The organism is Leucobacter chinensis, assembly GCF_019049105.1.
GTDB lineage: Bacteria > Actinomycetota > Actinomycetes > Actinomycetales > Microbacteriaceae > Leucobacter_A > Leucobacter_A chinensis.
In genome coordinates, this window is sequence record NZ_JAHQZR010000006.1 from 324,159 (window position 1) to 348,878 (window position 24,720).

Here is a 24,720-nt window from a genome sequence, read left to right on the forward strand (position 1 = left end):
GATCCTTGGTGGAGATCCGGTGCGGTGCGACAGGCTAGGCCTGTCGGGGAGAGACCTTCGGTGCAAAACCGAAAGGCTTCACAACCGTGACCTCTGTTCTCCCGCTTCCCTTTGAAATCATCTCGATGGTCGTGCTCGTCGGCATTCTCATCGTCGACTTGCTGCTCATCATCAAACGCCCCCACGTGCCAACCATGCGCGAGGCGAGCCTCTGGGTAGGCGTCTACGTGCTGCTTGCGCTGGTGTTCGCCGGCTGCATGTTTTGGTTGGGCGACGCTCAGCACGGCACTGAGTTCTTGGCGGGTTGGCTCACCGAGTACAGCCTGAGTATCGATAACCTCTTCGTGTTCGTGCTCATTCTCTCGAGCTTCAAGGTGCCCTACGAGTACCAGCAGCGTGCGCTCATGGTGGGCATCGTGCTCGCCCTCATCTTTCGTGGAATCTTCATTCTCGCCGGGGCGGCGCTTATTCAGCGCTACATCTGGGTCTTCTTCATTTTTGGTGCGTGGCTCGTGTGGACGGCTTGGCAGCAGGTCAAGCCCGAGCAAGAGGGGCCCGTCAAAGACGGCCTGCTCGTGCGCCTCGTCAAGAAGGTCTTGCCGTACACCGACGAGTACGACGGCGGCCGCATGTTCACCCGCATCGATGGCAAGCGTTACGTCACGCCCATGCTGCTCGTCTTCGTCGCGCTCGGCAGCACCGACCTGCTCTTCGCCCTCGACTCAATTCCCGCGATCTTCGGCATCACGCAAAGCCCCTTTATTGTCTTCACCGCAAACGTCTTTGCACTCATGGGCCTCAGGCAGCTCTACTTCCTGCTCGGCGGGTTGCTCGAGCGGCTCGAGTACCTCAAGTACGGCATCGCCGCGATTCTCGCGTTCATTGGCGTCAAGCTCGTGCTGCACGCCCTGCATGAGAACGAGCTCCCGTTCATTAACGGTGGCGAGGCCGTTGCGGTTCCCGAGATCTCGACGCTCATGTCGCTCGGTTTCATCGTCGTCGCGATGCTCGTAGCGACGATTGCGAGCCTCGTGAAAGTGCGTCGCGAAGACCGTGAGAGCGGATCGCGCCGCGGCCGCGGCGCACCTCGCACCTAGCGAGTGCTAGAATCTTCGGTATGGTACAGCGGCTTCTTCATTGCCGCGACAGGTTCTAGCTCACTGGCCAACCCTGTCGCGGGGCATAGTTCTGGCTAGAACGCTACGAATATGAAGGAAAAACGCATGACTGCAACTGCGAAGCCGTTGACGCTCGCTGAGAAGCTCTGGAATGATCACACTGTTGTGAAGGGCGAGAACGGCGAGCCAGATCTCATCTACATCGACCTGCACCTCATTCACGAGGTGACGAGCGCTCAAGCATTTGATGGGCTGAGGGTCGCCGACAGGCCTCTGCGCCGGGTCGAGCACATGATCGCGACCGAAGATCACAACACGCCCACGATGAACATCACGCGCCAGATCGCTGATCTTACGAGCCGCCTGCAGGTCGATACCCTGCGCAAGAACTGCGAAGAGTTCGGTGTTCGCCTGCACTCGCTCGGTGACGCCGAGCAGGGCATTGTGCACGTCGTTGGCCCGCAGCTCGGCCTCTCGATGCCAGGCATCACGGTGGTGTGTGGTGATAGCCACACCTCGACCCACGGCGCTTTCGGCGCGCTCGCCTTCGGCATCGGCACGAGCGAGGTCGAGCACGTTATGGCGACACAAACGCTGCCGCTGAAGCCATTCAAAACGATGGCCATCAACGTCGAGGGCGAGCTGCGCCCCGGCGTTACGGCCAAGGATATTATTCTCGCTGTCATTGCCAAGATCGGAACCGGTGGCGGCCAGGGCTACGTGCTTGAGTATCGCGGCTCGGCGATCCGCTCGCTCTCGATGGATGGCCGCATGACCATGTGCAACATGTCGATCGAGGCAGGCGCCCGCGCAGGCATGGTCGCTCCTGACGAGACGACCTTTGAGTACGTCAAGGGCAAGCCTCACGCGCCGCAGGGCGCCGATTGGGACGCGGCGGTGGAGTACTGGAAGACCCTCAAAACCGACGAGGGCGCAGAGTTCGATGCAGAGGTATTCATCGACGCGAGCGCACTCGAGCCATTCGTGACCTGGGGCACGAACCCGGGGCAGGGCGTACTACTCAGCGACACTGTGCCGCATCCCGAATCGATTGAAGATCTGAACGCAAGGTCGAACGCCGAGCGTGCGCTTGAATACATGGACCTCGAGCCCGGCACACCGATGAAAGACATTCCGGTTGACGTCGTGTTTATGGGGTCGTGCACCAACAGCCGCCTCGATGACCTGCGTGAATTCACGAGCATCATTAAGGGCAAGCAGAAGGCCGAGGGAGTGCGCGTGATGGTTGTGCCGGGATCAGCCCGCGTGCGACTCGAAGCCGAGGCCGAGGGCCTTGACAAGATTGTCGAAGAGTTCGGTGCCGAGTGGCGCTTCGCTGGCTGCTCGATGTGCCTCGGCATGAACCCCGACCAGCTTGAGCCGGGCGAGCGCTGCGCCTCGACCTCGAACCGTAACTTTGAAGGCCGCCAGGGTAAGGGCGGTCGCACACACCTTGTCTCACCACTCGTTGCCGCAGCGACCGCGATTCGCGGCACGCTTTCGAGCCCGTGGGATCTTGAACAGGATGCCGCACAGGGTAACCGCCACGAGAAGCAGGGAGCATAACCATGGAAAAGTTTGTGACCTTTGACGGTGTAGCGGTACCTTTGCGCCGCTCGAACGTTGATACCGACCAGATCATTCCCGCCGAATTCTTGAAGCGGGTCACGAAAACAGGCTATGACGACGCGCTCTTCTCGCGCTGGCGTGACGACGAGACCTTCGTGCTCAATCAGCCGGCATACGCTGGAGCACAGATTCTCGTTGCTGGCCCAGATTTTGGAACCGGCTCTTCGCGTGAACACGCCGTGTGGGCGCTGCGCGACTACGGGTTCAAGGTCGTGCTCTCATCACGTTTTGGTGACATCTTTCGAGGCAACTCAGGCAAGCAGGGGCTGCTCGCGGCCCAGGTGAACGAGGCCGATATTGAGAAGATCTGGCAGGTCATTGAGGCTGAGCCCGGAGTGAAGCTGACAGTCAGCCTAGAAGAGCGTGAGGTTCGTGTAGGTAACCTTGTGGTTCCGTTCGATATCGATGACTACACTCAATGGCGTCTCACTGAAGGGCTCGACGACATTTCTTTGACGCTTCGCAACGAGCAAGCGATCACAGACTTTGAGGCAACACGACCAGCGTGGATGCCGAAAACGTTACCCGCACATACAAGCTAGGAGTTTGCGTGACCAACGAAGACAAGGCTGGCTTGCAGCTCGACTCAAAAAAGGCGGCTGCACGCGTAGGCCTCACCTCTGATGAGATCATCATCAATGGTGGGAGCCCCTTGAAGGGGCGCATCAAGGTTCGTGGAGCTAAGAACCTCGCGACCAAGGCGATGGTCGCATCGCTGCTTGGCAACTCAGAGAGCGTTCTCACGAACGTTCCGAACATCTCAGACGTACGAGTCGTTGCGGGGCTGCTCGCTCTGCACGGGGTTCTCGTGACCCGCGGCGAGTCAGGCGAGTGGCGCCTCGACCCCACCAACGTTGAGGTTGCCCATAAAGCCGACATTGATGCGCACGCCGGTTCGTCACGCATTCCCATCCTGTTCTGCGGCCCGCTGCTGCACCGCCTGGGTGAGGCCTTCATTCCTGACCTGGGCGGCTGCCGCATCGGCGACCGACCCATTGATTTTCACCTCGACGCGCTCCGTGCCTTTGGCGCAGTGATCGAGAAGCAGCCCATGGGCATCAGCCTTGAAGCCCCCAACGGGCTCAAGGGCGCCAACATTGAGCTGCCATACCCCTCGGTTGGCGCAACCGAGCAGGTGCTGCTCACGGCGGTGCTCGCTGAAGGCACAACCGAGCTTCGCAACGCGGCCATCGAGCCAGAGATTGTCGACCTCATCTGCATCCTGCAGAAGATGGGCGCGATCATCAGCATCGAGCCAAATCGGGTGATCTTCATCGAGGGCGTTGAGAAGCTGCGAGGCTACCGCCACGACGCGATCTTCGACCGAAACGAGGTTGCGAGCTGGGCCGCAGCGGCTCTCGCGACGAAGGGCGACGTATACATCGAGGGCGCGAAGCAGGAAGAGATGATGACCTTCCTCAACGTCTTCCGCAAGGTTGGCGGCGACTTTGACGTCGAGCACGACGGCATTCGCTTTTACCACCCTGGCGGCGATCTCAAGCCCGTCGTCATCGAGACCGACGTGCACCCTGGCTTCATGACCGACTGGCAGCAGCCACTCGTTGTCGCCCTGACCCAGGCGATCGGCACCTCGACGATTCACGAGACGGTGTACGAGAACCGCTTCGGTTTCACCGATGCGCTCAACAAGATGGGCGCCGACATCACGGTGTACAAGGAAGGTCTCGGAGACCCCTCTCGTCGCGTGAATCGTCGTGAGTTCGAGCAGGCCGCCGTGATCACGGGGCCAACCCCGCTCACGGGCGCCGATATCGAGGTTCCTGACCTTCGAGGTGGCTTTAGCCACCTCATCGCCGCGTTAACTGCGACGGGGCAGACAAAGGTCACCAACCTCGGCATCATTTCGCGAGGCTACGAAAACTTTATTGAGAAGCTTCGCCTGCTCGGCGCTGACTTTATTTACGAGGGCTAAGGGGAGTCATACCCCGTCAAGGGGTACCCTCGGGCGATAATGGATGTCATGGTAGAAACGGTCAAAATACGGAGCCGATGGTCAGCTGAAAAAAAGAAACCCAGTTTCTTTTGGCTCCTGGCCTCACTCGTCCTGCCACTGTGGAGCCTCATGGTGCAGTACCGTTTTACGCCGAACTCGAAGATTCCCCAGAAGGGTGCCTTCATTCTCTCGCCGAACCACTACAGCGAGATTGACCCGATCGTCATCGGCGCTATGACCTGGCATATGGGTAGGTTGCCGCGCTTTATGGCGAAGGCGAGCCTGTTCAAGATTCCCGTGGTGAAGTGGTTGCTCAACGCCTCGGGGCAGATTCCAGTCGACCGTTCAGGCATTGTCGGCAGCACCGGTGACGGCAACCCCATGGGTGCTGCGGCCGAGCTCATTCAGCGCGATGCCTGCGTGATCATTTACCCCGAGGGAAGTCTCACCCGAGACCCAGACCTGTGGCCTATGCGTGGCAAGACAGGAGCGGTCAGGCTCGCCCTCGAGGGAGGTATTCCGATCTATCCTGTTGCCCACTGGGGAACCCAAGAACTCATGCCGCGCTACGGCAAGAAGATTCGCCCCTTTCCTCGCAAACGCATCACGATCGCAATCGGCGATCCGCTCGATCTTTCTGAATTCGAGGGGCAGCACATCGACCAGAAAACGGTCACGCGTGCAACCGAGAAGCTCATGAACGAGATCGCGAAGCTACTCGCAGAGCTGCGTGATGAAGAGGCGCCCGAGACCAGGTGGAACCCGAGCGCACGTGGGCAGAGTGAGACGGGCCGCTTCGGCGGCGAGCCCACTGACCCAACGGAGCGCGCCGGTGAGTAATAAAGCAGAGAAGAAACCGCAAAAGCCGGCCCAGAGAAACGCCGGTCGCAAGGTCGCCGTGATCGGCGCGGGTAGCTTCGGCACAACCTTCTCAAAGGTACTCGCCGATGCGGGCAACGACGTGACCGTTTGGGCAAGGCGCCACGAGATGGCGCAAGAAATTCAGGTCGGTAAACGCAACAGCCAGTACCTGCCGGGCATCAACCTGCCAAAGACGCTCAAAGCGACACAAGATTTGCAGGAGGCGCTGCGCGGGGCGCAGCTTGTCTTCTTGGCGGTGCCGAGCTCATCGTTTCGGCAGACGCTGCTCGACATCGAGCCGTTCTTGCACCACACCGCAGTGCTCGTGAGCCTTATCAAGGGCATTGAGCGCGAGACCAACCTGCGCATGTCGGAGGTTATCGAAGACACGCTGCACCTCGAGCCAGAGCGCATCGCGGTGGTGTCGGGCCCGAACATTGCGCTCGAAATCGCCAAGGAGCAGCCGACCGGGGCAGTGGCATCGTGCGTCGATGAGAACGTAGCCCAAGAGGTCGCCATTGCCTGCACCACGAGTTACTTTCGCAGTTACGTCAACACCGATGTGGTGGGAACCGAGCTCGGTGGCGTACTGAAAAACCTCATCGCCCTCGCGATCGGCATCGTCGATGGTGTGGGGTACGGCGAAAACACCAAGGCCGCGATTATTACCCGTGGCCTCGCCGAAATGACCGAGTTTGCCGTTGGGCTCGGCGGCAACCCGGCCACGATGTCTGGGCTTGCTGGTGTTGGTGACCTCATCGCAACGTGCCAATCACCGCTCTCGCGCAATAACACTGCTGGCCGTCTCATCGGTCAAGGCTACTCGCTCGAAGAGACCCGCGAGCAGATGTCGCAAACGGCAGAGGGAATTACCTCGGTTGCGCCCGTGCTCGAGATCGCGAAGGAACGGGGCATCTCGATGCCGATTGTTGAGCAGGTGCAAATGGTGTTGCGCCAACAGATGAAACCTGAGAATCTCGGGCCGCATCTCGCGACCGAAGACGGGGTGCCGACCCCAGAGCTTATGCTTGGAACGGGTAAAGAGTCCATTTGGAAGCGTATTGCGAAGAAACTCAAGGGGGAGTGATCGTGGTGAAGAAAACACGCGTTGTCATTCTGTTTGGCGGCCGTTCAAGCGAGCACACCGTAAGCTGTGTCACCGCGACGGGTATTCTGCGGGCCATTGATCGCGAACGTTTTGACGTTATTCCGGTCGGTATTACTGAGCAGGGTAGTTTTACGCTCGTCGACGAAGAAAGCATGACCTTCACGCTCGACGAGAAGCCGCTGCGCACGCTCGACGACAACGGCACCCGAATCGTCTGGCCTGAGTCGGCGAACACGCGTGAACTGCGTGTTATCGCGCCGCACGGGGGAGTGCAGTCGCTCGGCGAGATCGACGTTGTCTTTCCGATGCTGCACGGCCCCTGGGGCGAAGACGGTACGGTGCAAGGCTTTCTCGAGCTCACCTCGATTCCTTACGTCGGTAACGGCGTGCTCGCCTCGTCGGTGTGCATGGACAAGCACGTATCGAAAACGCTGTTTCAGGCCGCCGGCATTCAGGTCGCACCCTGGCGCACCGTCACGCGTATGGACATTGAGCGCAACCCCGAGCTCACGGGGCTCTTCGACGAGCTCACCTACCCACTGTTTGTCAAGCCTTCTCGCGCTGGCTCGTCGGTTGGCGTGAGCCGCGTGACAAGCCCCGAGGGGCTTCCCGAAGCCCTCGACATCGCGTTTCGAGAAGACCACATGGTGCTTGTCGAATCGGCAGTCGTGGGCCGCGAGGTTGAAATTGCCGTGCTCGAAGGCAAGCAGGGCGAGCTGCCCCGCGCTTCAAGCGCCCTCGGCGAGATCGTGTTTCAGGGCAAAGATTTTTACGACTTCGAAGCGAAGTACCTGGGCTCTGATGGTGTGCGCCTCGTGTTGCCAGCGCCCGTCACCGAAGCTGAGCTCGCGAGCATCAGCGAAGCAGCGATTCTCGCGTTCACGGTCGCGCAGTGCAACGGGCTCGCGCGCGTTGATTTCTTCCTGACCGAAAACGGCCCCGTGCTCAACGAGATCAATACGATGCCGGGCTTCACCCCGATCTCGATGTACCCGCAACTGTGGCAGCACTCGGGGCTCGCCTATGCTGACCTCATCACGGAGCTCATCGACCTAGCGCTCGACACCAAGCGCTAGGCATCGCGGCTACTCGTTTTCGGTCGGTGCTTCTTCGGTGGGAGCCTCTTCGGCAGGAGACTTCTTGGCGGGAGCGTCGTCAGTTGGCTCTGTTGGGCTCTCGTCAGAGGTACCGGTGAAGTCCAGGCTGTCGCTCACGTTGGTGCACTGACGCACCTGCGGCAGCTGCGATACAGAGGCGCCAAACTCAGCAATGACTGAGCCACTTGAGAGATTCGAATCGATGATGATTTCGAGGCCGGGCTCGCGGCCATAGGCCTCGAACCTGAAGAGTGGCGCCTCAGAGTCGTCCATGATCCAGTCGATGCCGTTCACGCTGACGCACTGGTCGGTCGTAGGGCCAGAGGGCTCGATGCCGCAGTACAGCAGCACGCCCGCTGGGTCGCCCCACGCTCCGGTTGACTGGGCGTTCGTGTTGCGGCGTTTGAGTTCGCCAATTTCGTCGGGAAGTCGCACGATCACGTCGGCGCACGCCGGGTCATTCGCATTCTCGGCCGGGTGCATCGGCACCTCGCGAACGGAGCAGCCGGTGAGAAAACCCACGAAGAGGGTTGCTGCACCCGCAGAGGCCAAGAGGGTGGTGAATGATCTGTGACGCACGTCTCAACCTTAATTCATAAAGCTGAACCGTTTCATGAGCTAGCGTTGAGGGTATGACAGACACGGTAGGAGCGCTCGGCGAGGCCGCGGTACTCGCCCGCATTTTGCCCCATTTTCGAGGCGGATCGTCGGTAACCCTCGGGCCCGGTGACGACTGCGCTGTGGTCGAGTTTTCGGGGGCTTCGGTTGTGACCACCGACACGATGATCGAGGGTCACGATTTTCGGCTCGACTGGACTCAGCCCGAAGAACTTGGCTGGAAACTCGCGATGACGAATCTCTCTGACGTCGTCGCGATGGGCGCCTCCCCGGTCGCGCTCACAATTGCGTTCGCGTGCCCCGACGACACTGAGGTCTCGCTGCTTGAAGGCATCGCACGGGGAGTGCAGAACGCGCTCGATCTCGCAGCCCCAGGGTGCGCTGTGGCGGGCGGTGATCTCGCACACGCGAGCGAACTCGTGTGTGCTGTGACAGCCCTGGGCGATCTTCGAGGCGAAGCCCCGGTAAAGCGCAGTGGTGCACGGGTTGGTGATCAGGTCGCGTACGCCGGTGAGCTCGGCCTCTCGACTCTCGGGCTGGCCGCTCTGTTCGCTCACGGGCCCAGGGCTAGGGAGTTCGCGCCGCGCGAGGTGCGAGCGCAGCTTACCCCGGTCACCCCGATTGCCTCAGGGCTCGAAGCGAGCGAGTTTCATGCGACCGCGATGATGGATGTTTCTGACGGGCTGAGCCTTGACGCTGCGAGGCTCGGCCGGGCAAGCGACGTCACGATTGATCTTGACGGGGCTGCGCTTACACGACACTTTGGTGTGCAAGACGGAGTCGTGGTGAGTCTCCGCGCGCTCCTCCACAGCGGCGAAGACCACGGCTTTCTCGCGACCTTTCCCGAAGGGAAGCCCTTGCCTCCAGGGTTCTGCGTGATTGGCGTGGTGCGTGAACGCGGTGAGGCGCTGCTCGTTAACGGTGAGTCAGTGAAGCCTGCGGGGTGGGATCCGTTTCAGAACCGATGAGTGAGAGAGCAACGAGCAGGTCTGCCCGGTCGTAGGGGTCGTGCATGTCGCGCCCGAGGAGTTCGCCGATGAGTTTGATGCGGCTCGCTACGGTGTGACGGTGCACTCCGAGCTCGGTCGCTGCGGGGCTATTTTGCCCGTGATGCTCAAGCCACACCTCAAGGGTTGCGGTCAGCATCTCGCCGTGCCTGGCATCGTGCTCACTGAGTGGCCAGAGTAGCTCTCGGGCGCGCTCGGCGGCGCTTTCGCTCTCGCGTAACAGCGACGTGACGCCCTCGCTCATTGCCGCCTCGAAACTGTGCACGACCTTTTCAGAGCGGTCGATTTTGGCGTAGCGGTACGCACTTCTCGCTTCGGTAAGGGCAATGTCGATTTCGGCGAGCGGATGGCGCTTCGAGAGCCCGGCAGAGATGCCGAGCGACTGGCAAAAGCTACTGAGACGCGCCCGGTGCTTCGGCGGGGTCACGAGAATAAGGCCCTCGTCGTGCGCGCCGAGCAGCACTTCGGTGAGTTGCGATGCGAAGGTTTGTAACTGCTCGAACCGTTCGTTCGAGAGCGAAGAGGTGTCGCCGAAGAAGAAGAGTGTCATGTCGTGCTCGGGAAGGTGGTGCTGAAACGCGCTACTCACCTCGTGGGCAGTCTCGGTCTCTCCGCTCAGGAGGAGCGTCAGCACCGCGCTCTTCAGTTGCGAGCGGCCTGACGAGAGCTGCCGATGCTGTTCGAAGTGCAGTGCGGCGAGCGTTGCCACCTGCTCGAGCGCGCTGTGCTCTGCGTGGTCGAGTGGCTGCGTGCTCTCGACCGCGATGATGCCCTGCACCCCAGCGATGCCACCCACGGTCTGTAAGTGAACACGCTCACCCTCGTGCTGCCTAGTGACGTTGGCGCGTATTCCGCGCTCTCCGATCTCGCTGATGGCGGCGACGATCCACGGCGCGCTCGTGTGCTCGCGACCGGCCGCACCAGAGGCATGAATGAGGATCCCCCTCGCATTTGACAGGGTGACCCAGCGGCCGAGGCGGGTTGCCAGCTCGTCGATCGCGGCGGTGAGCCCGAGCCGGCGCAGCGCGGCGCGCGAGATGGCTCGCTGGGTTTCGAGGCTCCAGCGTTCGCGCTCGAAGCCGATCGCCGCGATCTGGCGGGTCGCGAGCTGCGTGATCGCGATGAAGGGGGTGTCGTAGGGCACGCGGAAGAGGGGGAGGCCCATCTCGTCGCAGGCGGCGATGAGTGGATGCAGAATGCGGTCGTGCATGATCTCGACGGCAAAGCCGAGGGCGCTCACGCCTGCCTCTTGGAGCCGCTCGACATAGTCACGGGCCTGTTCGTCGCTCAGCTCGGTTGTGAACTGGCTGCCAGTCGTGAGCAACACGGTGCGCGGAGTGAGGAAGGGGGTGGGATCGGTGAGCTCGCTCGAGTGCACCCACTGCACCGGGGTTTCGGCCGCTTCTTCGCTCTGGCCGGCGATCATGACGAGACCGAGTTCGTAGCTCGACATGATGTCGCCGAGCGTGATCGTGTGCTGGTGTGTTGTGGGGGTGGTCGTGAGCATGTGGGTGGGCCTCCGGCGTGTCGCTCGTGACTGAATTTCGACACCGGCGTCGCAATCGACAGGGTGTCGTAATAATTCTATCGTTTTCGACACTGTGGCGCATTGGTGTGTGGCTGCCCTGGTCGTACGCTGGTCGTGATCAACAACTCATACTCACTAGGGAGGTCATCATGACTGAAATTCTTGGCGGACCATCACTGCCACAGGAGCGTAAGCTCGTCACCGCTATTCCTGGCCCGAAGTCGCAAGAACTGCTCGCACGCAAGAACAGCGCAGTCGCAGCCGGCGTCGGCGTTGCCCTCCCGGTATTCACCGTTGCCGCTGGCGACGGTGTCATGGTTGACGCTGATGGCAACTCGCTCATCGACCTCGGCTCGGGTATTGCTGTGACCGGCGTTGGCAACTCAGCACCCCGCGTGGTTAAGGCGGTTCAGGACCAGGTTGCAAAGTTCACCCACACCTGCTTCACCGTGACCCCTTACGAGAGCTACGTGAAGGTAGCTGAGAAGCTCAACGAGCTCATTCCCGGTGACTTCGAGAAGCGCTCAGCGCTCTTCAACTCAGGCGCAGAGGCTGTGGAGAACGCGATCAAGATCGCTCGCCACTACACGAAGAAGAACGGCATCGTCGTCTTCGACCACGCTTACCACGGCCGCACGAACCTCACCATGGGCATGACCGCAAAGAACATGCCCTACAAAGACGGCTTTGGCCCCTTCAGCTCAGAGGTATACCGCGTACCCACCTCGTACCCCTTCCGCGACGAGCTCTCAGGCGCAGACGCGGCAGAGGTAGCCATCTCGCAGATCGAGAAGCAGGTTGGCGCAGCGAACCTCGCAGCGATCATCATCGAGCCCATCCAGGGCGAGGGCGGCTTCATTGAGCCTGCCGCAGGCTTCCTGCCGGCACTCCAGGAGTGGGCAACCGCTAACAACGTCGTCTTCATCCTCGACGAGGTGCAGACCGGTTTTGCTCGCACGGGCAAGATGTTCGCCGCTGAGTACTCAAACTTCGCAGCCGACATGGTGACCACCGCAAAGGGCATCGCTGGCGGCCTGCCACTCTCGGCAGTAACCGGCCGTGCAGAGATCATGGACTCGGCTCACGCGGGCGGCCTCGGTGGTACCTACACCGGTAACCCCATTGCGTGCGAGGCAGCACTCGCAACGATCGAGACCTACTTCGAAGACGGTCTGCTCGAACGTGCACAGAAGATCGAAACGATCATCACCGACTTCTTCGCCGAGCTGCAGAAGACCGACGATCGCGTTGGCGACATTCGCGGCCGCGGTGCCATGATGGCCGTCGAGTTCGTCGAGTCAGGCTCGAAGAAGCCTAACGCAGCACTCACCTCGCACATCGCGAAGTTCTGCGCCGACAACGGTGTGCTCACGCTCACCTGTGGCACCTACGGCAACGTGGTACGCTTCCTGCCAGCACTCACCATCTCAGACGAGCTTCTGCTCGAGGGCCTCGGTGTCATCGCAGAAGCAATGAAGGTAAGCGCGTAACCCGCGCTTCGAAGAAAGCAGATACCAATGGCACTTACCGCAAAAGAACAAGAGCTGCTGGGCCGCGTACAATCTGGCCTCAGCATTGCAGGTGAATGGCAAGACTCGGCATCGGGTCAGCTCATCGACGTCATCGACCCGGCAACGGGCGAGGTCATCAAGCAGATCGCTGACGCGACCGTTGAAGACGCGGTGCGCGCTCTCGACGCGGCCGTAGCGGTGCAGGGCGAGTGGGCGGCAACGCCAACCCGCGAGCGCTCGAACATTCTGCGTCGTGCGTTTGACCTGCTCATGGAGCGCAAGGAAGAGTTTGCGCTGCTCATGTCTATGGAGATGGGCAAGCCCATCGCCGAGGCACGTGGCGAGGTCGTGTACGGTGGCGAGTTCCTGCGCTGGTTCTCGGAAGAGGCCGTGCGCGTACAGGGCGACTACCGCAACAACCCCGAGGGCACCGGCACCATGATCGTGTCGCACATGCCTGTAGGCCCGTGCTACTTCATCACGCCGTGGAACTTCCCGCTCGCAATGGCGACCCGCAAGATCGCTCCGGCACTCGCTGCCGGCTGCACCGTGGTCATCAAGCCGGCTCAGCTCACCCCGCTCACGACGATCTTCTTCGCGCAGTTGCTCGAAGAGGCTGGCGTTCCCGCCGGCGTCGTGAACGTCGTGCAGACCTCGAAGTCGAGCGCTCAGTCGAGCGCGCTGCTCTCAGACACCCGTCTGCGCAAGCTCTCGTTCACGGGTTCAACGCCCGTTGGTGTGAAGCTGCTCGAAGCAGCCGCTCAGAACGTGCTGCGCACCTCGATGGAGCTCGGCGGCAACGCCCCCTTCATCGTGTTTGAAGATGCCGATCTCGACCGCGCGGTCGAGGGTGCGATGGTCGCGAAGTTCCGTAACATCGGCCAGGCCTGCACCGCGGCAAACCGCTTCATCGTGCACGAGTCACTCGCCGATGAGTTCGCGTCACGCGTCGCTGACCGCGTTAAGCAGCTCTCGGTTGGCCGTGGCGCTGAAGAGGGCTACGACATCGGTGCACTCGTCGACGACAAGGCCGTGGCGAACACCGCGCGCCTCGTAGCCGATGCGGTCGATACCGGCGCAACCGTCGTTACCGGTGGCGAGATCATTGAGGGCCCCGGAAACTTCTTCCAGCCCACCGTGGTCGACAACCTGTCACCGCAGTCGGCCATCATGCGTGAAGAGATCTTCGGGCCTCTGCTGGGCATCATTCGCTTCAGCACCGAAGACGAGGCCGTTGAGATCGCAAACAACACCGAATACGGTCTCATCAGCTACGTCTTCACCGAGAACATTCACCGCGGCCACCGCATGATCGAGAAGCTCGAGAGCGGCATGATGGCGCTCAACACGGGCCTCGCATCAAACGCAGCGGCTCCGTTCGGCGGCATGAAGCAGTCGGGCATTGGCCGCGAGGGCGGCTTTGAAGGAATCCAGGAGTTCCTCTCGAAGAAGTACACCGTTCTTCCTCGCTAGGTTCTTTCACTCCTTAGCACAGGGCGCCGGTGTGAGTCATGAAAAAATGATTCACACCGGCGCCCTTCTGCGTGTAAGATGAAACCGGTGCCAAGTATTGGCAGGGGGATGCAATTCGTATCATTCTGTTGACTTGCGCTGAATAGTTACAACCCGCTTTTGCTCGCGAGAGTGCAGGCGGCTGAATGAATTGATACACCCATCTTTAGTGCTTTACCTTTCACCGGCTCTCGTTCCGCCGTGTTAGAGCGCATCGTCTGCGCTCCCGCCGAACGCTCGCTGAGGGTTGTCGCTCACACTCGTTTTTTAGACCCCGTGGCGACGCCGTCGGCTCGGTTTATCGGATCATCTGTGATCCACAATAGTAAGTAAGGAATGACGACATGGCTACAGGCACCGTCAAATGGTTCAACTCTGAAAAAGGCTTCGGCTTCATTGCACCCGATGATGGTTCAGCCGACGTGTTCGCACACTTCAGCGCGATCACGGGTTCGGGCTACCGCAGCCTCGAAGAGAACCAGAAGGTTGAGTTCGAGGTAGAGCAGGGCCCCAAGGGCCTTCAGGCAGCTTCGATTCGCGCACTCTAAGGCGTGACTGACCGCGCGGCGGGCAGCTGAGTAACCCTCAGTTGCCCGCCGCGCTGTTTTGTTTGTGGGGCAGGGGGCTTTAGCCCTGAGGGTCCTCGGCATCGTCTTGCTCGCGGTCGCTTCGCTCGGCCCACCACAGCGTCGTCTCGCCGTACTTGCGCTCCTTGAAGAGCGTCAGGCCCTGCGGCCACTCTGGCTCGCCGTCACGGGTGCTGCGCTCGACCATGACGAGGCCATCGCGAGACACGAAGGGCACGATTGCCGCGAGGTGCTCTGCGAGCATGCCCTGAGAAAAATCATATGGCGGATCGACGAACACCACGTCCCACACCCCGTCAGCAGCGCCCTCAAGCGATGGGGCCGCGCCGTCGAGAAACGCGCGTGCGGTTTGCCGGTGAACCCTGATCTGCGTGGCCGAGTCACCGCCTAAAGCAGTCACGAGCCGGCCGACGTTGCGTTGTACGATCTGCGCGGCTGGTGGGTGCTTCTCGACGAGCTCGACCGACGTTGCGCCGCGGCTCGCGGCCTCACAGCCGAGCGCCCCGCTGCCGGCGAAGAGGTCGAGCACCCGAACCCCGTCAACCATGTTCCACGCCTCGAGGGCCGAAAAGATTGCCTCGCGCACGCGGTCGCTCGTGGGCCGTGTGCCGGCCTGGGGCACGTCGAGCCTGAGCGAACCGGCCTTGCCAGAGATGATGCGAGTCATACAGGCATGGTACCGGCTCGGGGTGACAAAGCCGCGCGTGTCTCGCCGCGTCAGGGGAGAGCGGTGATGGACGAGAGTCTTCAAGCGGGCTTCTCGCAGAGCCAGGGCTCAGAACGTGGCCCAGAGTAACTCGCTCTCTCTGCTCTAGGTAGATAGACTATATAACTGTTGTCGGAGATGGGTGACGAAACGTTGCCCTGTGAAGAAGAGTGGAATCATGTGCGTCGTGAGTGCGGAAATTGTGGGAACCAGTAAGGCATGACCGACAGCAAGATCAGTTCGCACAAGCAGGGGCAGACGAACGTGAACGAGCCATCCGGCTTTGAATGGTTTTGGCTCAAAACACGCGCCTTCCAGTTGAGGGCTCAGGGGTTCACGGCCCAGATGGGCCGATACTGGATCAAACGAACTGACCTCGACCGTCGATATAACCGAGATGTAAGCAGGCCAGTGCGTCGTCGGGCCCATCGATGGGGTTTTCTTCCCGAGACCGTGCGAAATCTTGACATCTCAAAAGAAAACCTCTCAGCCTTTATTTCTGAGCGCGATTATGCGTTTGTGCAACCTCTCAACGGGAAATATGCCAAGTGGGTGAGAGATAGAGTTTCAACCCTCACAGTCTTTGCGCCATTCACTGAATGGTTTGAGCCGGTGCACTACCATTTTTTGCGACGAGACAACCAACTGCACGTCATCGCGTTGAGCGACGAAGCGCAAGAGTATGGACCATCTCTTGAGAGTCTCAAGGGATTTGTGCGCGATCGAGGCTCTTTGAGGCTCTGCTCAGTCGCTTGGGGTCGTGGTGAGCAGGGAGAGCTTGTCATCGTTGATGAGCACTTCCTGTGGCAAGGCCGTCGATATAGTGATGACCAGTTCTTTACACTTATTTCCCGGCTTGTATCGAAGAACTTCTTTGTTCTGACAGAACATGCTGAGCCGGCGAAGCCCGCCGAAGAGATCCATATCACCATGATGAACCCGGCAGGCTCGGGACCCAGGGTTGCTGAAGCCCGCCTGGTGATCTTTGACGAGCTTGACAGCCGCGATCAGCTTCATAAGACGGCAGAAACCGCAGGTATAGCCGAGACGCTGAACCGAGACGAATATGTCAGCGTTATTGACCATGAAACAGGCTCCTACGAACGTTGGCATCGCCTTGATGCAGGAGCCCTTGTCAATGAATGTCCCTCGGTCGATCTGATTCCAACATCGGGCACTATTTCGTGCTGGGAAGAAATCGTTCGCAGGCTTGAAACACTGGGCCGATTTGCGCCCCAACTTGAGTTTGTGCAGTACCGCATAGTTCAGACTGGCGACGGGCCGATCATTACGGGAGTCTCAGCCCGCCCCGCTTACAGTCACCACACGCCGTATTCGCCCGATACGGTTGCGTTTCTTCGTGACCGTATCTCGCAGAAAAAGACAGAAACGATGTCTTTGAAAACTCGTGTGATGAAGTGGATGAGAAACGCAAAATTCACGACGAGAAAATTCTTTGCTCTGGCTGTGTACCCGAAGGGTATCGTGCCATATCAGTCGGTGCGGTGGTTGGGCGATATGCGCCGCGACTTCACACAGACCAGCGGGATCTCGGTGAAAACGAAACTATGGGCCTACAGGCATGGTTTTCTCTCGTACCGGGTGCCACAGTATGGCATTACCCCAGAAAACAGAACGAGCTTCATCTCAGATCTCGAGTACCGCTGGCTACGGCACATCAACACGAAATATAGGTACTGGCTCGAAGATAAGATCAGCATCAAATATGTTGCTGCAGACTTCAGCGAGTACTTGCCTGACTACTATTTCTATACGAGCATGCAGGGGGCCAAAAACCATGTGGTGCCCATGATGGATTGCCCCGAAAACGCCGAGCCCTCGTTCGAAGGTATTTTACGATTGGCGCGAGAAAAGGGAGTTCTTGCGCTTAAGCCAGACGAGGGCTCTCACGGAGAGGGTTTCTACCGCCTGAGCTACGATGCGCGGGGCTACTCGCTGAACAATGAACCGGTGACCGAGCAAGCGGTACTCGATATTCTTATGAACCCGAAGAATCAGTACCTCATTACTGAGTTCATCGAGATGCACTCTGAGCTCGCACGTATTTACCCAGACTCAGTAAACACGATTCGAATGATTGTGTTTAAAGCAGACGGGGTGACACCGACGATCGGTAACTCTTATTTGCGCATTGGGTCGAAGAAATCTGGCTTTGTCGACAACACCTCTGTCGGCGGTATGCTAGCCGAGATCGATACTGAGACTGGTGAATACGGTAATGCACAGGTGCTTGATCACGGTAAAGTCACCCCCTGCCCGAATCATCCAGATACCGCGGTGTATATCGCTGGCACCATTCCCAACTGGGAACTCGCAAAGCGCGAGGTCTTGCGCATTGCGAGCTCAATTCCTCAACTTGAATATTTCGGCTTTGATGTTGCCATCACCGAGTCTGGGTTTAAGCTCCCTGAAATCAACAGGTTTCCTGATTACCCCCGCATCGAGCGTCTAACTGAAGAAACCACTGGGTACCTCCTATCGAGATTGCAGCAGAAAAAGCGCACCTTTGGCTACGACGTCAAACCAGCACGAAGACTGATCTCATTACCCAAGCGTGAGGCACGATGAAAACCATTCTGAGCATGCTGCTGCGGGTTGTGATGACGCTGCAGTACACGATTCTCAAACGGTGCACGCGTGTTGACCCTTGTAAAATCGTCTTTTTAGGCCGTCATTCAGACACCATCCCGAGAGATTTCGCGATGCTCAAGGATGAACTTGAAAGCCGGCATGCTGACGTGAAGATTGTTGTGCTTACTCAGCGATTCGAAGGAGGGTGGCGCGCGACCTTACGGTTCACCCCTGTTCTTTTGCGCAGTGTGTTTCATCTTGCGACCGCTAAGGTATGCATGCTTGATTCGTACTGGCCCGCAGTGTCGCTACTCAATCACCGCGAAGAGCTTGTGGTGTACCAAATGTGGCATTCCCTCGGAAAAATGAAGAAGACGGGGCTACAAGCGGTCGGTAAGACCCAGGGGCGGTCTCGCGCTCTTGCCTCGAGTTTGAGAATGCATGAGGGGTATGACTACGTTGTGGCTGGCGCGCCTGTCTGGAACGAGGCCTATTGCGAAGCCTTTGGCGTTGAAGAAGCACAGCTCCTGAACATCGGTTTGCCACGCGCCGATTATCTCATTAACAGTAGGGAATCGATCGCGCAGCGGGTGCTTGCTCGCTACCCTGAACTGCAGAGCAAACCCGTCATCATGTATGCCCCCACGTTTCGACGATCGAGCACTCCTTCTCCTGGAGCCCAGCTTCTCGCAGAGGCGATCGAGCGAGACAAATTTCATCTGCTTATTCGCAGCCACAAAGATGATCATTTATTGCTCCCAGAGGGTGAGTTCTTCACGTGCCCTGACTTCACCGGCCCAGAACTTTTAACTGTCGCTGATGTGCTTGTCACTGACTATTCGTCAATCGCTCTTGAGGGTGCGCTTCTCGATCTGCCTACGTACTACTTTATGTATGACTACGATCAATATATGCACGAGAGCGGCACTAACATCGATCCGGGGAAAGAGATGCCTCGGTCTGTGTTCCGCGAGGCTAACAAGCTTGCCGCAAGTTTGCTTGGTGAGTATCCCACGGCCGATTTGCGGCGTTACAAAGAGAAATTTGTATTTCCTAATCCGGGGAGTTCGACTAAAGCATTGGTTGATCATATTTATCGAGAGGGGGGTCTGTGCGCGATTTCTTGAAACGCAACCTGCGCCGTGCCAAGCTCTGTTACCTGTGGATCACACGAATCCTCCTAGCACCCAATCGATTTGGCGTTCCCTTCGTCAAGAAGGTTCGGTATGCAATCTTTGGTGGGTTCGTGAGCGACCAAGTGGCGCTCTATAGCCTCAACAGAGCGAAGAAACGTGAGTACCTCTCAGAGTTCGACTGGTATCGCTCTCGCTCAATTAATGAACCCTTCGACGCGATGCTGAACAATAAGCTTGTTGCGGCAGAGATCATTCACCACAGAGTTCGTGTGCCGAAGACCTTCTTTGTGAAGAACAAGCATCGGCTCTTTTCGTATGAGCAGCCCGACGCTCTCTCTTCAACAGAGCAGGTGCTCACGGTTTTGCGGCGAGAAGGCTCGCTTTTCATGAAGCCCATCGGGTCTGGCCGGGGGCAGGGGGTCGCTCGACTCGATTATGAGGCAGACAGCTATCTCATTGATCGCCGACCAGCAAGCGTTGCAGACATTGACGCGTTATTCGCTGCGTCTGATGGCTGGTTCCTCTCGGAAAGCGTCGAGCAACACCCGATGCTCTCACGTATATACCCACACACGACGAACACGATTCGCCTCATCACGGTTCGCGACCCTCGAAGTGGTGAACTCTCACCCATGTTTGCCGTGCTGAGGATCGGAACTTCTGAAACTGTTCCGGTTGATAATGGAAGCCGGGGTGGCCTGGTCTCAAAAATTGATGTTGATTCAGGGAAGCTGTCAGAGGCTCGCACGCTTTGGAACCATGATGTGTATGAGTGTCACCCTGATTCTGGGGAGCCTATTCAGGGAACAGCGTTGCCAGAGTGGCCAGCGATGTTGAAAGAGGTACTCGCGGCTGCTCGAGAGATGCCCTACCTGCAATTTGTTGCGTGGGACATCCTGTTGACTTCTGAAGGGCCGTGCGTGATCGAAGCCAATACGTCTTCGGGCGTGAACATTATCCAAATCTGGGGGCCGCAAAGAAACGCTGAGCTTGGAGAGTTCTATCGAGCCCACGGAGTAATCGCGTGAGCCATACTCGGTACGTCATCATGGCTAATGGAAAAGGAATGCGTTGGGGCGGTCACCTCGGTATCCCGAAACATCTCATCACGATCAATGGTGAGACATTGCTTCACCGAATTACTCGCCAAATTCTTGAACGGGAGCCTGACGCTGATGTGATTATCTCTTCGAGTAATCCTGCGTATGAGACAGAGGGCGCTCGGCTACACGCCCCCAAAGTGAACGAGCTTGAGATAGACAGATTTGCGCCTGAACTCATCACTGACAATGTATGTTTCTTGTACGGTGACACCTGTTACCAAGACAGTGCGGTCGAGAAAATTTTGAGCGACACTGTTGATGAGATCGCATTCTTTGGTGACCCTACATCAATCGTGGCGGTGAAGTCGGCTGCGCCGCAGACTCTGCGTTATCATTTGGCTCGAGTTCGAGAGCTATTTCTGGCTGGCGAGATCACATCATGCATTGGTTGGCAGGTATATCAGTCATATGAGAGCCTCCCGTTCTCTGAGAAACAGATATCACACAACTTCTATCGTCTCGATGGTGAGACCGCCGGTTTTAATTCACCAAGCGATCTTGAAGCTTTTCTAAACCTGCCCATGTAGCTGTTCTGTTTCAAAAAATGCATTTCGAATCGTTTATTGAGGCTTCTCGGCAAAGCTTCATATGCTCCAGGGGTAAGTACCTAGGTTTGCAGCGTTCTGATTAAAGTTAAAGGGTAGCAAAAAATAGTGCCTTCCAGCAGCAGATAAAATCATTTGTATTTGCGAGGCTTTTTAAAGCGTCCGACTTCTATCACCGATAGAGGCTAGGCTAAGTTGGTCTCGGGAAACATAGCGTTCAATACGGCTGATGCGGCATCTCTGGGCTCCCCGATCCATGGGTAGTGATGCATGGAAATCATTGGGTTCTGGTTGACTTCAAGAACGGAAGCTTTCCCTTTCGGACTGTCGGGTAAGAGAATATCGAACCCGGCAATTAATAGCCCTGGGATTGCGCGAGAAGCATTTTCTGCTAGCGTGATTTGCTCCTCTGTGAGAGAGTCGGTCGCGTCCATGGCATCTCCTCCGGTGTGGAGGTTGGCAGTACCTCTGAGGAAAACAATCTCACCCGCTTTAGGAATTGTGGACAGTGTTCTGCCTTCTTTTTGAAGGTGCCTATGCACACTTCCGTCAATCGTCAGTTTCTTGTGAATGAAACGACGAGTCTTGTTTTTCGCCTCAACAAGTTCACTTATGTTTAATATTCCGTCACCGCATACGTTTGCGGGGAATCTTCGGGTTGCGGCAACAACCTTATTGTTGATGACTAAGACCCTGTGATCATTACCAGGATGGAAACGTTCTACGAGAACTTCATTTTTCATACTTGCCACAGTTTCGAAGGCTTGTGAAAAGTCTTCCCAAGTATCTATATCAACAAATACGCCGGTTCCTTGTAACCCGTTCTTTGGCTTTACTACGACGGGTACTACTGGTTCCGCCCACGCCCAGGCTCGCTTTGCATCGTGTGATTCAAAGACTGCGTTCTCAGGGGCATTAATACCTGAAGCGCGTAATAGCCTACTCGTTATCTCTTTAAGGTCGGAACATTTGATTGCGAGTTCGGTGTTTAGGCTGTTGGAACCTAGTCGCCAAAAGTGTTCTATATCTCCGTGGCGCATGTTTAGACGCACACCACTGCCTATCGTTGTGACTTCGATGTCTCTTCTGAAAGCTTCGGCTGCTACAACGCTGTTGTTGTAGATATTTGGCTTTAAACCGAGCGTACGCATCTTTGCACGTGTCTCTTGGAGCGGGTAGTTCACAGAAGAAGCCTTCTTTCAATATCGCAGCACTTGCAAACTTACTCAGTATAAATCCCTAGCCATATGATTGCTTAACTTCTTAAACGCTACATTCCAATTTTGTTTCTATTCGGATGAAGATTACCTCATGCTTGCTAATCGGCATTCCTCAGGCGTGGCCTGAGCGTGACGGTCGAGGATGCCTTATACGACATCATTTAGATCGAATTCATTGCCTATTTGTCCGCTAAAATTGGCAATTTGGTCAATCGACCTGGCCTTATAATGCTGTGTGTGGATAAGTTCTGAATTTTCAAGTTCCGAAATGAGGCTCAAAGAAAGCGTGTCGTCTACAGGCATCACTGTGGTCACGTCGCATTACAGCTTTGTTGGGGTTTCAGCTGGGAACACTGGCTATCTGCGCAGGTCAGCTGGACAGCGCATGTTCCCCTGGAGATGAAGGGTTCACAAGGTGAGAGAAATGGGCGATCTTAACCGTTCTCCGACCCTTCAGCGTTTGGCTTTCAATTAAGGGAACCGAAAGCGTGTTCCTATGCATATAGTTACGCAGGACACTCCTTGACGAGGAACTGTGCGTTCCAAGAAAGTCTTCAGAATACAGAGAGCTCATGGAGGCATGACTGCCCCCTTTGCTTGTAGCGATGTATAAGCTCGATAAAGCATTCTTTACTGTCTCTAGGTGGTTTTCATAGCGTTAGTCAATCGTGATGGGGAAGACATCAAACCATTGTCGTTTCTCAAGCCAATATAAGCACTTCTCGATAATGCAGGGGGGCGTTATGGAAAAACTTACCCGCATTCCATAATTGCTCTTCCTGAAGTATCTGGAACGACTATGAAATCGGTTAACCCTCTTAACGCTAGTGAAAGTGGAACTTATATGAGAGAGCGCGCGAGTGTTCGAGGTCGCTGGCTCAGTGAAGAACTAACGTTGTTGCGGCATGACAGAATCAGATCAGTAAATGTCAGCATGATCTTTATATCCTTGCCCAGCGTGACCTGGAAAGTGGCATTGCATGCTTCATCCACGATCTTCAATCTAAACACCTCATCGCTCAGCTCAGTATTCGCCACCGTTCGCTGATGCCTGTCAGAAACCTGTTTGTAAGCTATGACAAGCAATAGACATTGAAACGAATATTGCGCTGGGGCAGAACCTATTATCGGGACGTAAGCGGTTCTGCTAGGAGTAAAAACTTACGAACACGGAGCCCCTCATATTATTTTCGGACTTCAAAGCTCGTAAGTTCACTTGTTTCCGCTGGCTCTGCCGCAACAGAAGTTGGTACCGCACCTTCCGGCCCTAGAATGGCGAGACGTACGAGAGCCGCTACATCGTCGCTCCGGCCTTGGGCAAATGCGGTGACTGTACGTTTATCGAGATTTTTAACGTGCCCGAGGATGCTGAGGCTTTTAGCTTGACTCTGTATCCATCGGCGATAACCAACTCCAGTAACACGGCCACGAACAGTAAAAGTGATTGCGATATCGCTATTTTGAGTCTTTTCAACCTGAAGACCCGAGGCATGAGCAGAAGCCTCCATGAGCAGCTGAGAAATCTGAACTTTGTTGCCCCACATCGGGTATTGGGCACTACCCATAGCGGCTGCCGAGTTCAACTCGATAATGGTGCAGCTTTGATCAGCGGCTGGGAGACGGTGATCTTCAATGAGCATGTCGACCCCGCAATAATCTAACCCGGGAACCGCATCAACCGCTTTTATTGCTAGCTCTTGGATTGAGGGGTGCAATTCGTCAAGTATCTCGATACTGTCTCCACCGAGAGAGAGGTTCGCTGAACTCGCAAGGAGTACTTTTTCGCCCATCGCAGGAACAGACGCAAGAGTGTATCCAGCGAGTCCGAGTTGATAGTGTAAGCCCGGGTGTGAAATCTTGATTGGGCTCATGCGACGTTGGGGGTTCGCTCGAAGAGCTCTGTTCTTATAGAAAACTAAGTCAGCAACGGTATGCAATCCATCACCAACGACGTTCGCAGTGCTACGCAAAACGCCCGCTACGACCTGTCGATCGATTACAACTATTCGATAATCATCTCCCGTTACGTGCCTTTCAATGATCAGGTCATCGTCACGCAGCTTGCTTATAGCATGAAGATCGAGAGCCTTTTCGAGCTCCTCTCGATTTCTGATGTTCGAGACAACACCGATTCCTTTAAACCCAGCGACGGGCTTACAAACGACTGGGTAGCCTATAGAGTCTGCGAAGTCCAGAGCAACGCTACGGTCTTCTATGGAGAATACCCGACCTAGAGGTACCGGAACTTTTGCCCGCTGGAGCAGAACACGCGTGGCTTCTTTGTGATTAGTCGCGGCTCTAGCTACGGCGCTCGTGAGAGGCGACATGCTTGCTTTGAAGCTTAACGCTTTCCCGCTCTCATGTGTGACAATAAGTGCCGAGTTCGGGTAAAGCGTGCACTGGAGACCAAACTGAAGTGCATCACGTATGAGCGTGTAACTCGGTGTACCAAGACGTGGCAGGTGGCTTACTGCGTCTAAATCAGTATAGGTGTTTGGCTCTTCGCCGTTGTGTAGAGGAACGCTTGGAGCAGGCTCAACTGCGTATTTTTGAATTCGTTCATGCTCTGAGAGGTAGAACTCCTCGAGCGACGAGTAAGTTGTTGTCTCGCCACGCGTGAGATTGCGTAAAGCTCCCTCTAAAGCGATCATAATCAACTCAGAGTTATACTTAGATTTTTTGCTGGAGTTCCTGTGCTCAAGTTCGATGTCAATACAGCCGTCAATATTCTTCAATACATCAGCCAAGTTATCCTCTGCGATTTTCAGGCCTGGTAAGCCCTTCAACGCACTTTCGGCTGCGTCCCATGCTGAGCTGGTAAGTAAGATATGTTGTCCCCCATACTGGAGGTCGTTTTGCATGTAGGAAAATATCTCTTCGCCCTCTTG

The 24,720-nt window shown here is 57.0% G+C and carries 20 protein-coding genes; 15 read left to right on the forward strand and 5 right to left on the reverse strand.

The annotated features are described in order from the left end of the window. Positions 1–86: 86 nt before the first annotated feature. The 7 genes from KTJ78_RS08695 (at position 87) to KTJ78_RS08725 (ending at position 7,746) form a co-directional block, all read left to right on the forward strand. Entirely contained in the window at positions 87–1,097 is a 1,011-nt protein-coding gene (locus KTJ78_RS08695; RefSeq protein WP_217134634.1) for a TerC family protein, read from the forward strand. Between the two features lie 126 nt (positions 1,098–1,223). Then, a complete protein-coding gene (gene leuC / locus KTJ78_RS08700; RefSeq protein WP_217134636.1) occupies positions 1,224–2,684 on the forward strand; it encodes a 3-isopropylmalate dehydratase large subunit in 1,461 nt (486 codons plus the stop codon). Positions 2,685–2,686: 2 nt separating this feature from the next. Next, the gene (gene leuD / locus KTJ78_RS08705) at positions 2,687–3,289 is read left to right on the forward strand and encodes a 3-isopropylmalate dehydratase small subunit (protein WP_217134639.1); all 603 of its coding nucleotides are present in this window, start codon (positions 2,687–2,689) and stop codon (positions 3,287–3,289) included. 8 nt (positions 3,290–3,297) lie between these two features. Next, on the forward strand, positions 3,298–4,680 hold the full coding sequence (murA, locus tag KTJ78_RS08710) for a UDP-N-acetylglucosamine 1-carboxyvinyltransferase (RefSeq protein ID WP_217134645.1): 1,383 nt from the start codon (positions 3,298–3,300) through the stop codon (positions 4,678–4,680). A gap of 48 nt (positions 4,681–4,728) precedes the next feature. Then, positions 4,729–5,541: a lysophospholipid acyltransferase family protein gene (locus KTJ78_RS08715; RefSeq protein ID WP_217134647.1), complete on the forward strand. Its 813-nt coding sequence runs from the start codon at positions 4,729–4,731 to the stop codon at positions 5,539–5,541. Then, positions 5,534–6,649 (forward strand): NAD(P)H-dependent glycerol-3-phosphate dehydrogenase, encoded by a 1,116-nt coding sequence (locus tag KTJ78_RS08720; RefSeq protein WP_369808043.1) that lies wholly within the window; start codon positions 5,534–5,536, stop codon positions 6,647–6,649. Before KTJ78_RS08715 ends, KTJ78_RS08720 begins: the two co-directional genes overlap by 8 nt. Before the next feature lie 2 nt (positions 6,650–6,651). Further along, complete coding sequence (locus tag KTJ78_RS08725) at positions 6,652–7,746, forward strand: D-alanine--D-alanine ligase family protein (protein WP_369808044.1); 1,095 nt, start codon at positions 6,652–6,654, stop codon at positions 7,744–7,746. 9 nt (positions 7,747–7,755) lie between these two features. On the opposite strand, the gene KTJ78_RS08730 is transcribed toward KTJ78_RS08725, so the two are convergent. Continuing rightward, positions 7,756–8,346: a DUF3515 family protein gene (locus KTJ78_RS08730; RefSeq protein WP_369808045.1), complete on the reverse strand. Its 591-nt coding sequence runs from the start codon at positions 8,344–8,346 to the stop codon at positions 7,756–7,758. 53 nt (positions 8,347–8,399) lie between these two features. Here KTJ78_RS08730 and thiL point away from each other — a divergent pair, with 53 nt between their 5' ends. Next, positions 8,400–9,353: a thiamine-phosphate kinase gene (gene thiL, locus KTJ78_RS08735; RefSeq protein ID WP_217134649.1), complete on the forward strand. Its 954-nt coding sequence runs from the start codon at positions 8,400–8,402 to the stop codon at positions 9,351–9,353. On the opposite strand, the gene KTJ78_RS08740 is transcribed toward thiL, so the two are convergent. After that, on the reverse strand, positions 9,301–10,899 hold the full coding sequence (locus KTJ78_RS08740; protein WP_217134651.1) for a PucR family transcriptional regulator: 1,599 nt from the start codon (positions 10,897–10,899) through the stop codon (positions 9,301–9,303). The genes thiL and KTJ78_RS08740 overlap by 53 nt on opposite strands. Before the next feature lie 170 nt (positions 10,900–11,069). On the opposite strand from KTJ78_RS08740, the gene gabT reads away from it, so the two are divergent. The 3 genes from gabT (at position 11,070) to KTJ78_RS08755 (ending at position 14,491) form a co-directional block, all read left to right on the forward strand. After that, entirely contained in the window at positions 11,070–12,410 is a 1,341-nt protein-coding gene (gene gabT / locus KTJ78_RS08745; RefSeq protein ID WP_217134653.1) for a 4-aminobutyrate--2-oxoglutarate transaminase, read from the forward strand. 27 nt (positions 12,411–12,437) lie between these two features. Beyond that, a complete protein-coding gene (locus KTJ78_RS08750) occupies positions 12,438–13,904 on the forward strand; it encodes an NAD-dependent succinate-semialdehyde dehydrogenase (RefSeq protein ID WP_217134654.1) in 1,467 nt (488 codons plus the stop codon). A 383-nt stretch (positions 13,905–14,287) separates the two neighbouring features. Continuing rightward, positions 14,288–14,491: a cold-shock protein gene (locus tag KTJ78_RS08755; protein WP_217134656.1), complete on the forward strand. Its 204-nt coding sequence runs from the start codon at positions 14,288–14,290 to the stop codon at positions 14,489–14,491. A gap of 79 nt (positions 14,492–14,570) precedes the next feature. On the opposite strand, the gene rsmD is transcribed toward KTJ78_RS08755, so the two are convergent. Further along, positions 14,571–15,197, reverse strand: a complete 627-nt coding sequence (rsmD, locus tag KTJ78_RS08760) for a 16S rRNA (guanine(966)-N(2))-methyltransferase RsmD (protein ID WP_217134658.1) — start codon at positions 15,195–15,197, stop codon at positions 14,571–14,573. Positions 15,198–15,455: 258 nt separating this feature from the next. On the opposite strand from rsmD, the gene KTJ78_RS08765 reads away from it, so the two are divergent. Genes KTJ78_RS08765 through KTJ78_RS08780 form a run of 4 tightly spaced genes read left to right on the forward strand, consistent with a single transcriptional unit; the run spans position 15,456 to position 20,594 of the window. Further along, a complete protein-coding gene (locus KTJ78_RS08765; RefSeq protein WP_217134660.1) occupies positions 15,456–17,825 on the forward strand; it encodes a sugar-transfer associated ATP-grasp domain-containing protein in 2,370 nt (789 codons plus the stop codon). Further along, complete coding sequence (locus KTJ78_RS08770; protein WP_217134662.1) at positions 17,822–18,955, forward strand: CDP-glycerol glycerophosphotransferase family protein; 1,134 nt, start codon at positions 17,822–17,824, stop codon at positions 18,953–18,955. The genes KTJ78_RS08765 and KTJ78_RS08770 overlap by 4 nt, the downstream gene beginning before the upstream one ends. Continuing rightward, complete coding sequence (locus tag KTJ78_RS08775; protein ID WP_217134664.1) at positions 18,940–19,992, forward strand: sugar-transfer associated ATP-grasp domain-containing protein; 1,053 nt, start codon at positions 18,940–18,942, stop codon at positions 19,990–19,992. Before KTJ78_RS08770 ends, KTJ78_RS08775 begins: the two co-directional genes overlap by 16 nt. Positions 19,993–20,012: 20 nt before the next feature. Then, entirely contained in the window at positions 20,013–20,594 is a 582-nt protein-coding gene (locus tag KTJ78_RS08780) for a hypothetical protein (protein ID WP_217134666.1), read from the forward strand. A gap of 203 nt (positions 20,595–20,797) precedes the next feature. Here the strand turns inward: KTJ78_RS08780 and KTJ78_RS08785 are convergent, their stop codons facing one another. Beyond that, a complete protein-coding gene (locus KTJ78_RS08785) occupies positions 20,798–21,796 on the reverse strand; it encodes an ATP-grasp domain-containing protein (RefSeq protein WP_217134668.1) in 999 nt (332 codons plus the stop codon). Positions 21,797–23,016: 1,220 nt separating this feature from the next. After that, positions 23,017–24,693 carry an acylphosphatase gene (locus tag KTJ78_RS08790; RefSeq protein WP_217134670.1) on the reverse strand — a complete coding sequence of 559 codons (1,677 nt, stop codon included), beginning with the start codon at positions 24,691–24,693 and terminating at the stop codon, positions 23,017–23,019. Between the last annotated feature and the right edge of the window lie 27 nt (positions 24,694–24,720).

Coding starts and splice junctions, on each gene's coding strand:
- gabT (WP_217134653.1), top strand. CDS start 11,070: ATGACTGAAATTCTTGGCGGACCATCACTGCCACAGGAGCGTAAGCTC.
- KTJ78_RS08740 (WP_217134651.1), bottom strand. CDS start 10,899: ATGCTCACGACCACCCCCACAACACACCAGCACACGATCACGCTCGGC.
- KTJ78_RS08770 (WP_217134662.1), top strand. CDS start 17,822: ATGAAAACCATTCTGAGCATGCTGCTGCGGGTTGTGATGACGCTGCAG.
- KTJ78_RS08765 (WP_217134660.1), top strand. CDS start 15,456: ATGACCGACAGCAAGATCAGTTCGCACAAGCAGGGGCAGACGAACGTG.
- rsmD (WP_217134658.1), bottom strand. CDS start 15,197: ATGACTCGCATCATCTCTGGCAAGGCCGGTTCGCTCAGGCTCGACGTG.
- KTJ78_RS08750 (WP_217134654.1), top strand. CDS start 12,438: ATGGCACTTACCGCAAAAGAACAAGAGCTGCTGGGCCGCGTACAATCT.
- KTJ78_RS08780 (WP_217134666.1), top strand. CDS start 20,013: ATGGCTAATGGAAAAGGAATGCGTTGGGGCGGTCACCTCGGTATCCCG.
- KTJ78_RS08755 (WP_217134656.1), top strand. CDS start 14,288: ATGGCTACAGGCACCGTCAAATGGTTCAACTCTGAAAAAGGCTTCGGC.
- KTJ78_RS08790 (WP_217134670.1), bottom strand. CDS start 24,693: ATGCAAAACGACCTCCAGTATGGGGGACAACATATCTTACTTACCAGC.
- KTJ78_RS08715 (WP_217134647.1), top strand. CDS start 4,729: ATGGTAGAAACGGTCAAAATACGGAGCCGATGGTCAGCTGAAAAAAAG.
- leuC (WP_217134636.1), top strand. CDS start 1,224: ATGACTGCAACTGCGAAGCCGTTGACGCTCGCTGAGAAGCTCTGGAAT.
- leuD (WP_217134639.1), top strand. CDS start 2,687: ATGGAAAAGTTTGTGACCTTTGACGGTGTAGCGGTACCTTTGCGCCGC.
- thiL (WP_217134649.1), top strand. CDS start 8,400: ATGACAGACACGGTAGGAGCGCTCGGCGAGGCCGCGGTACTCGCCCGC.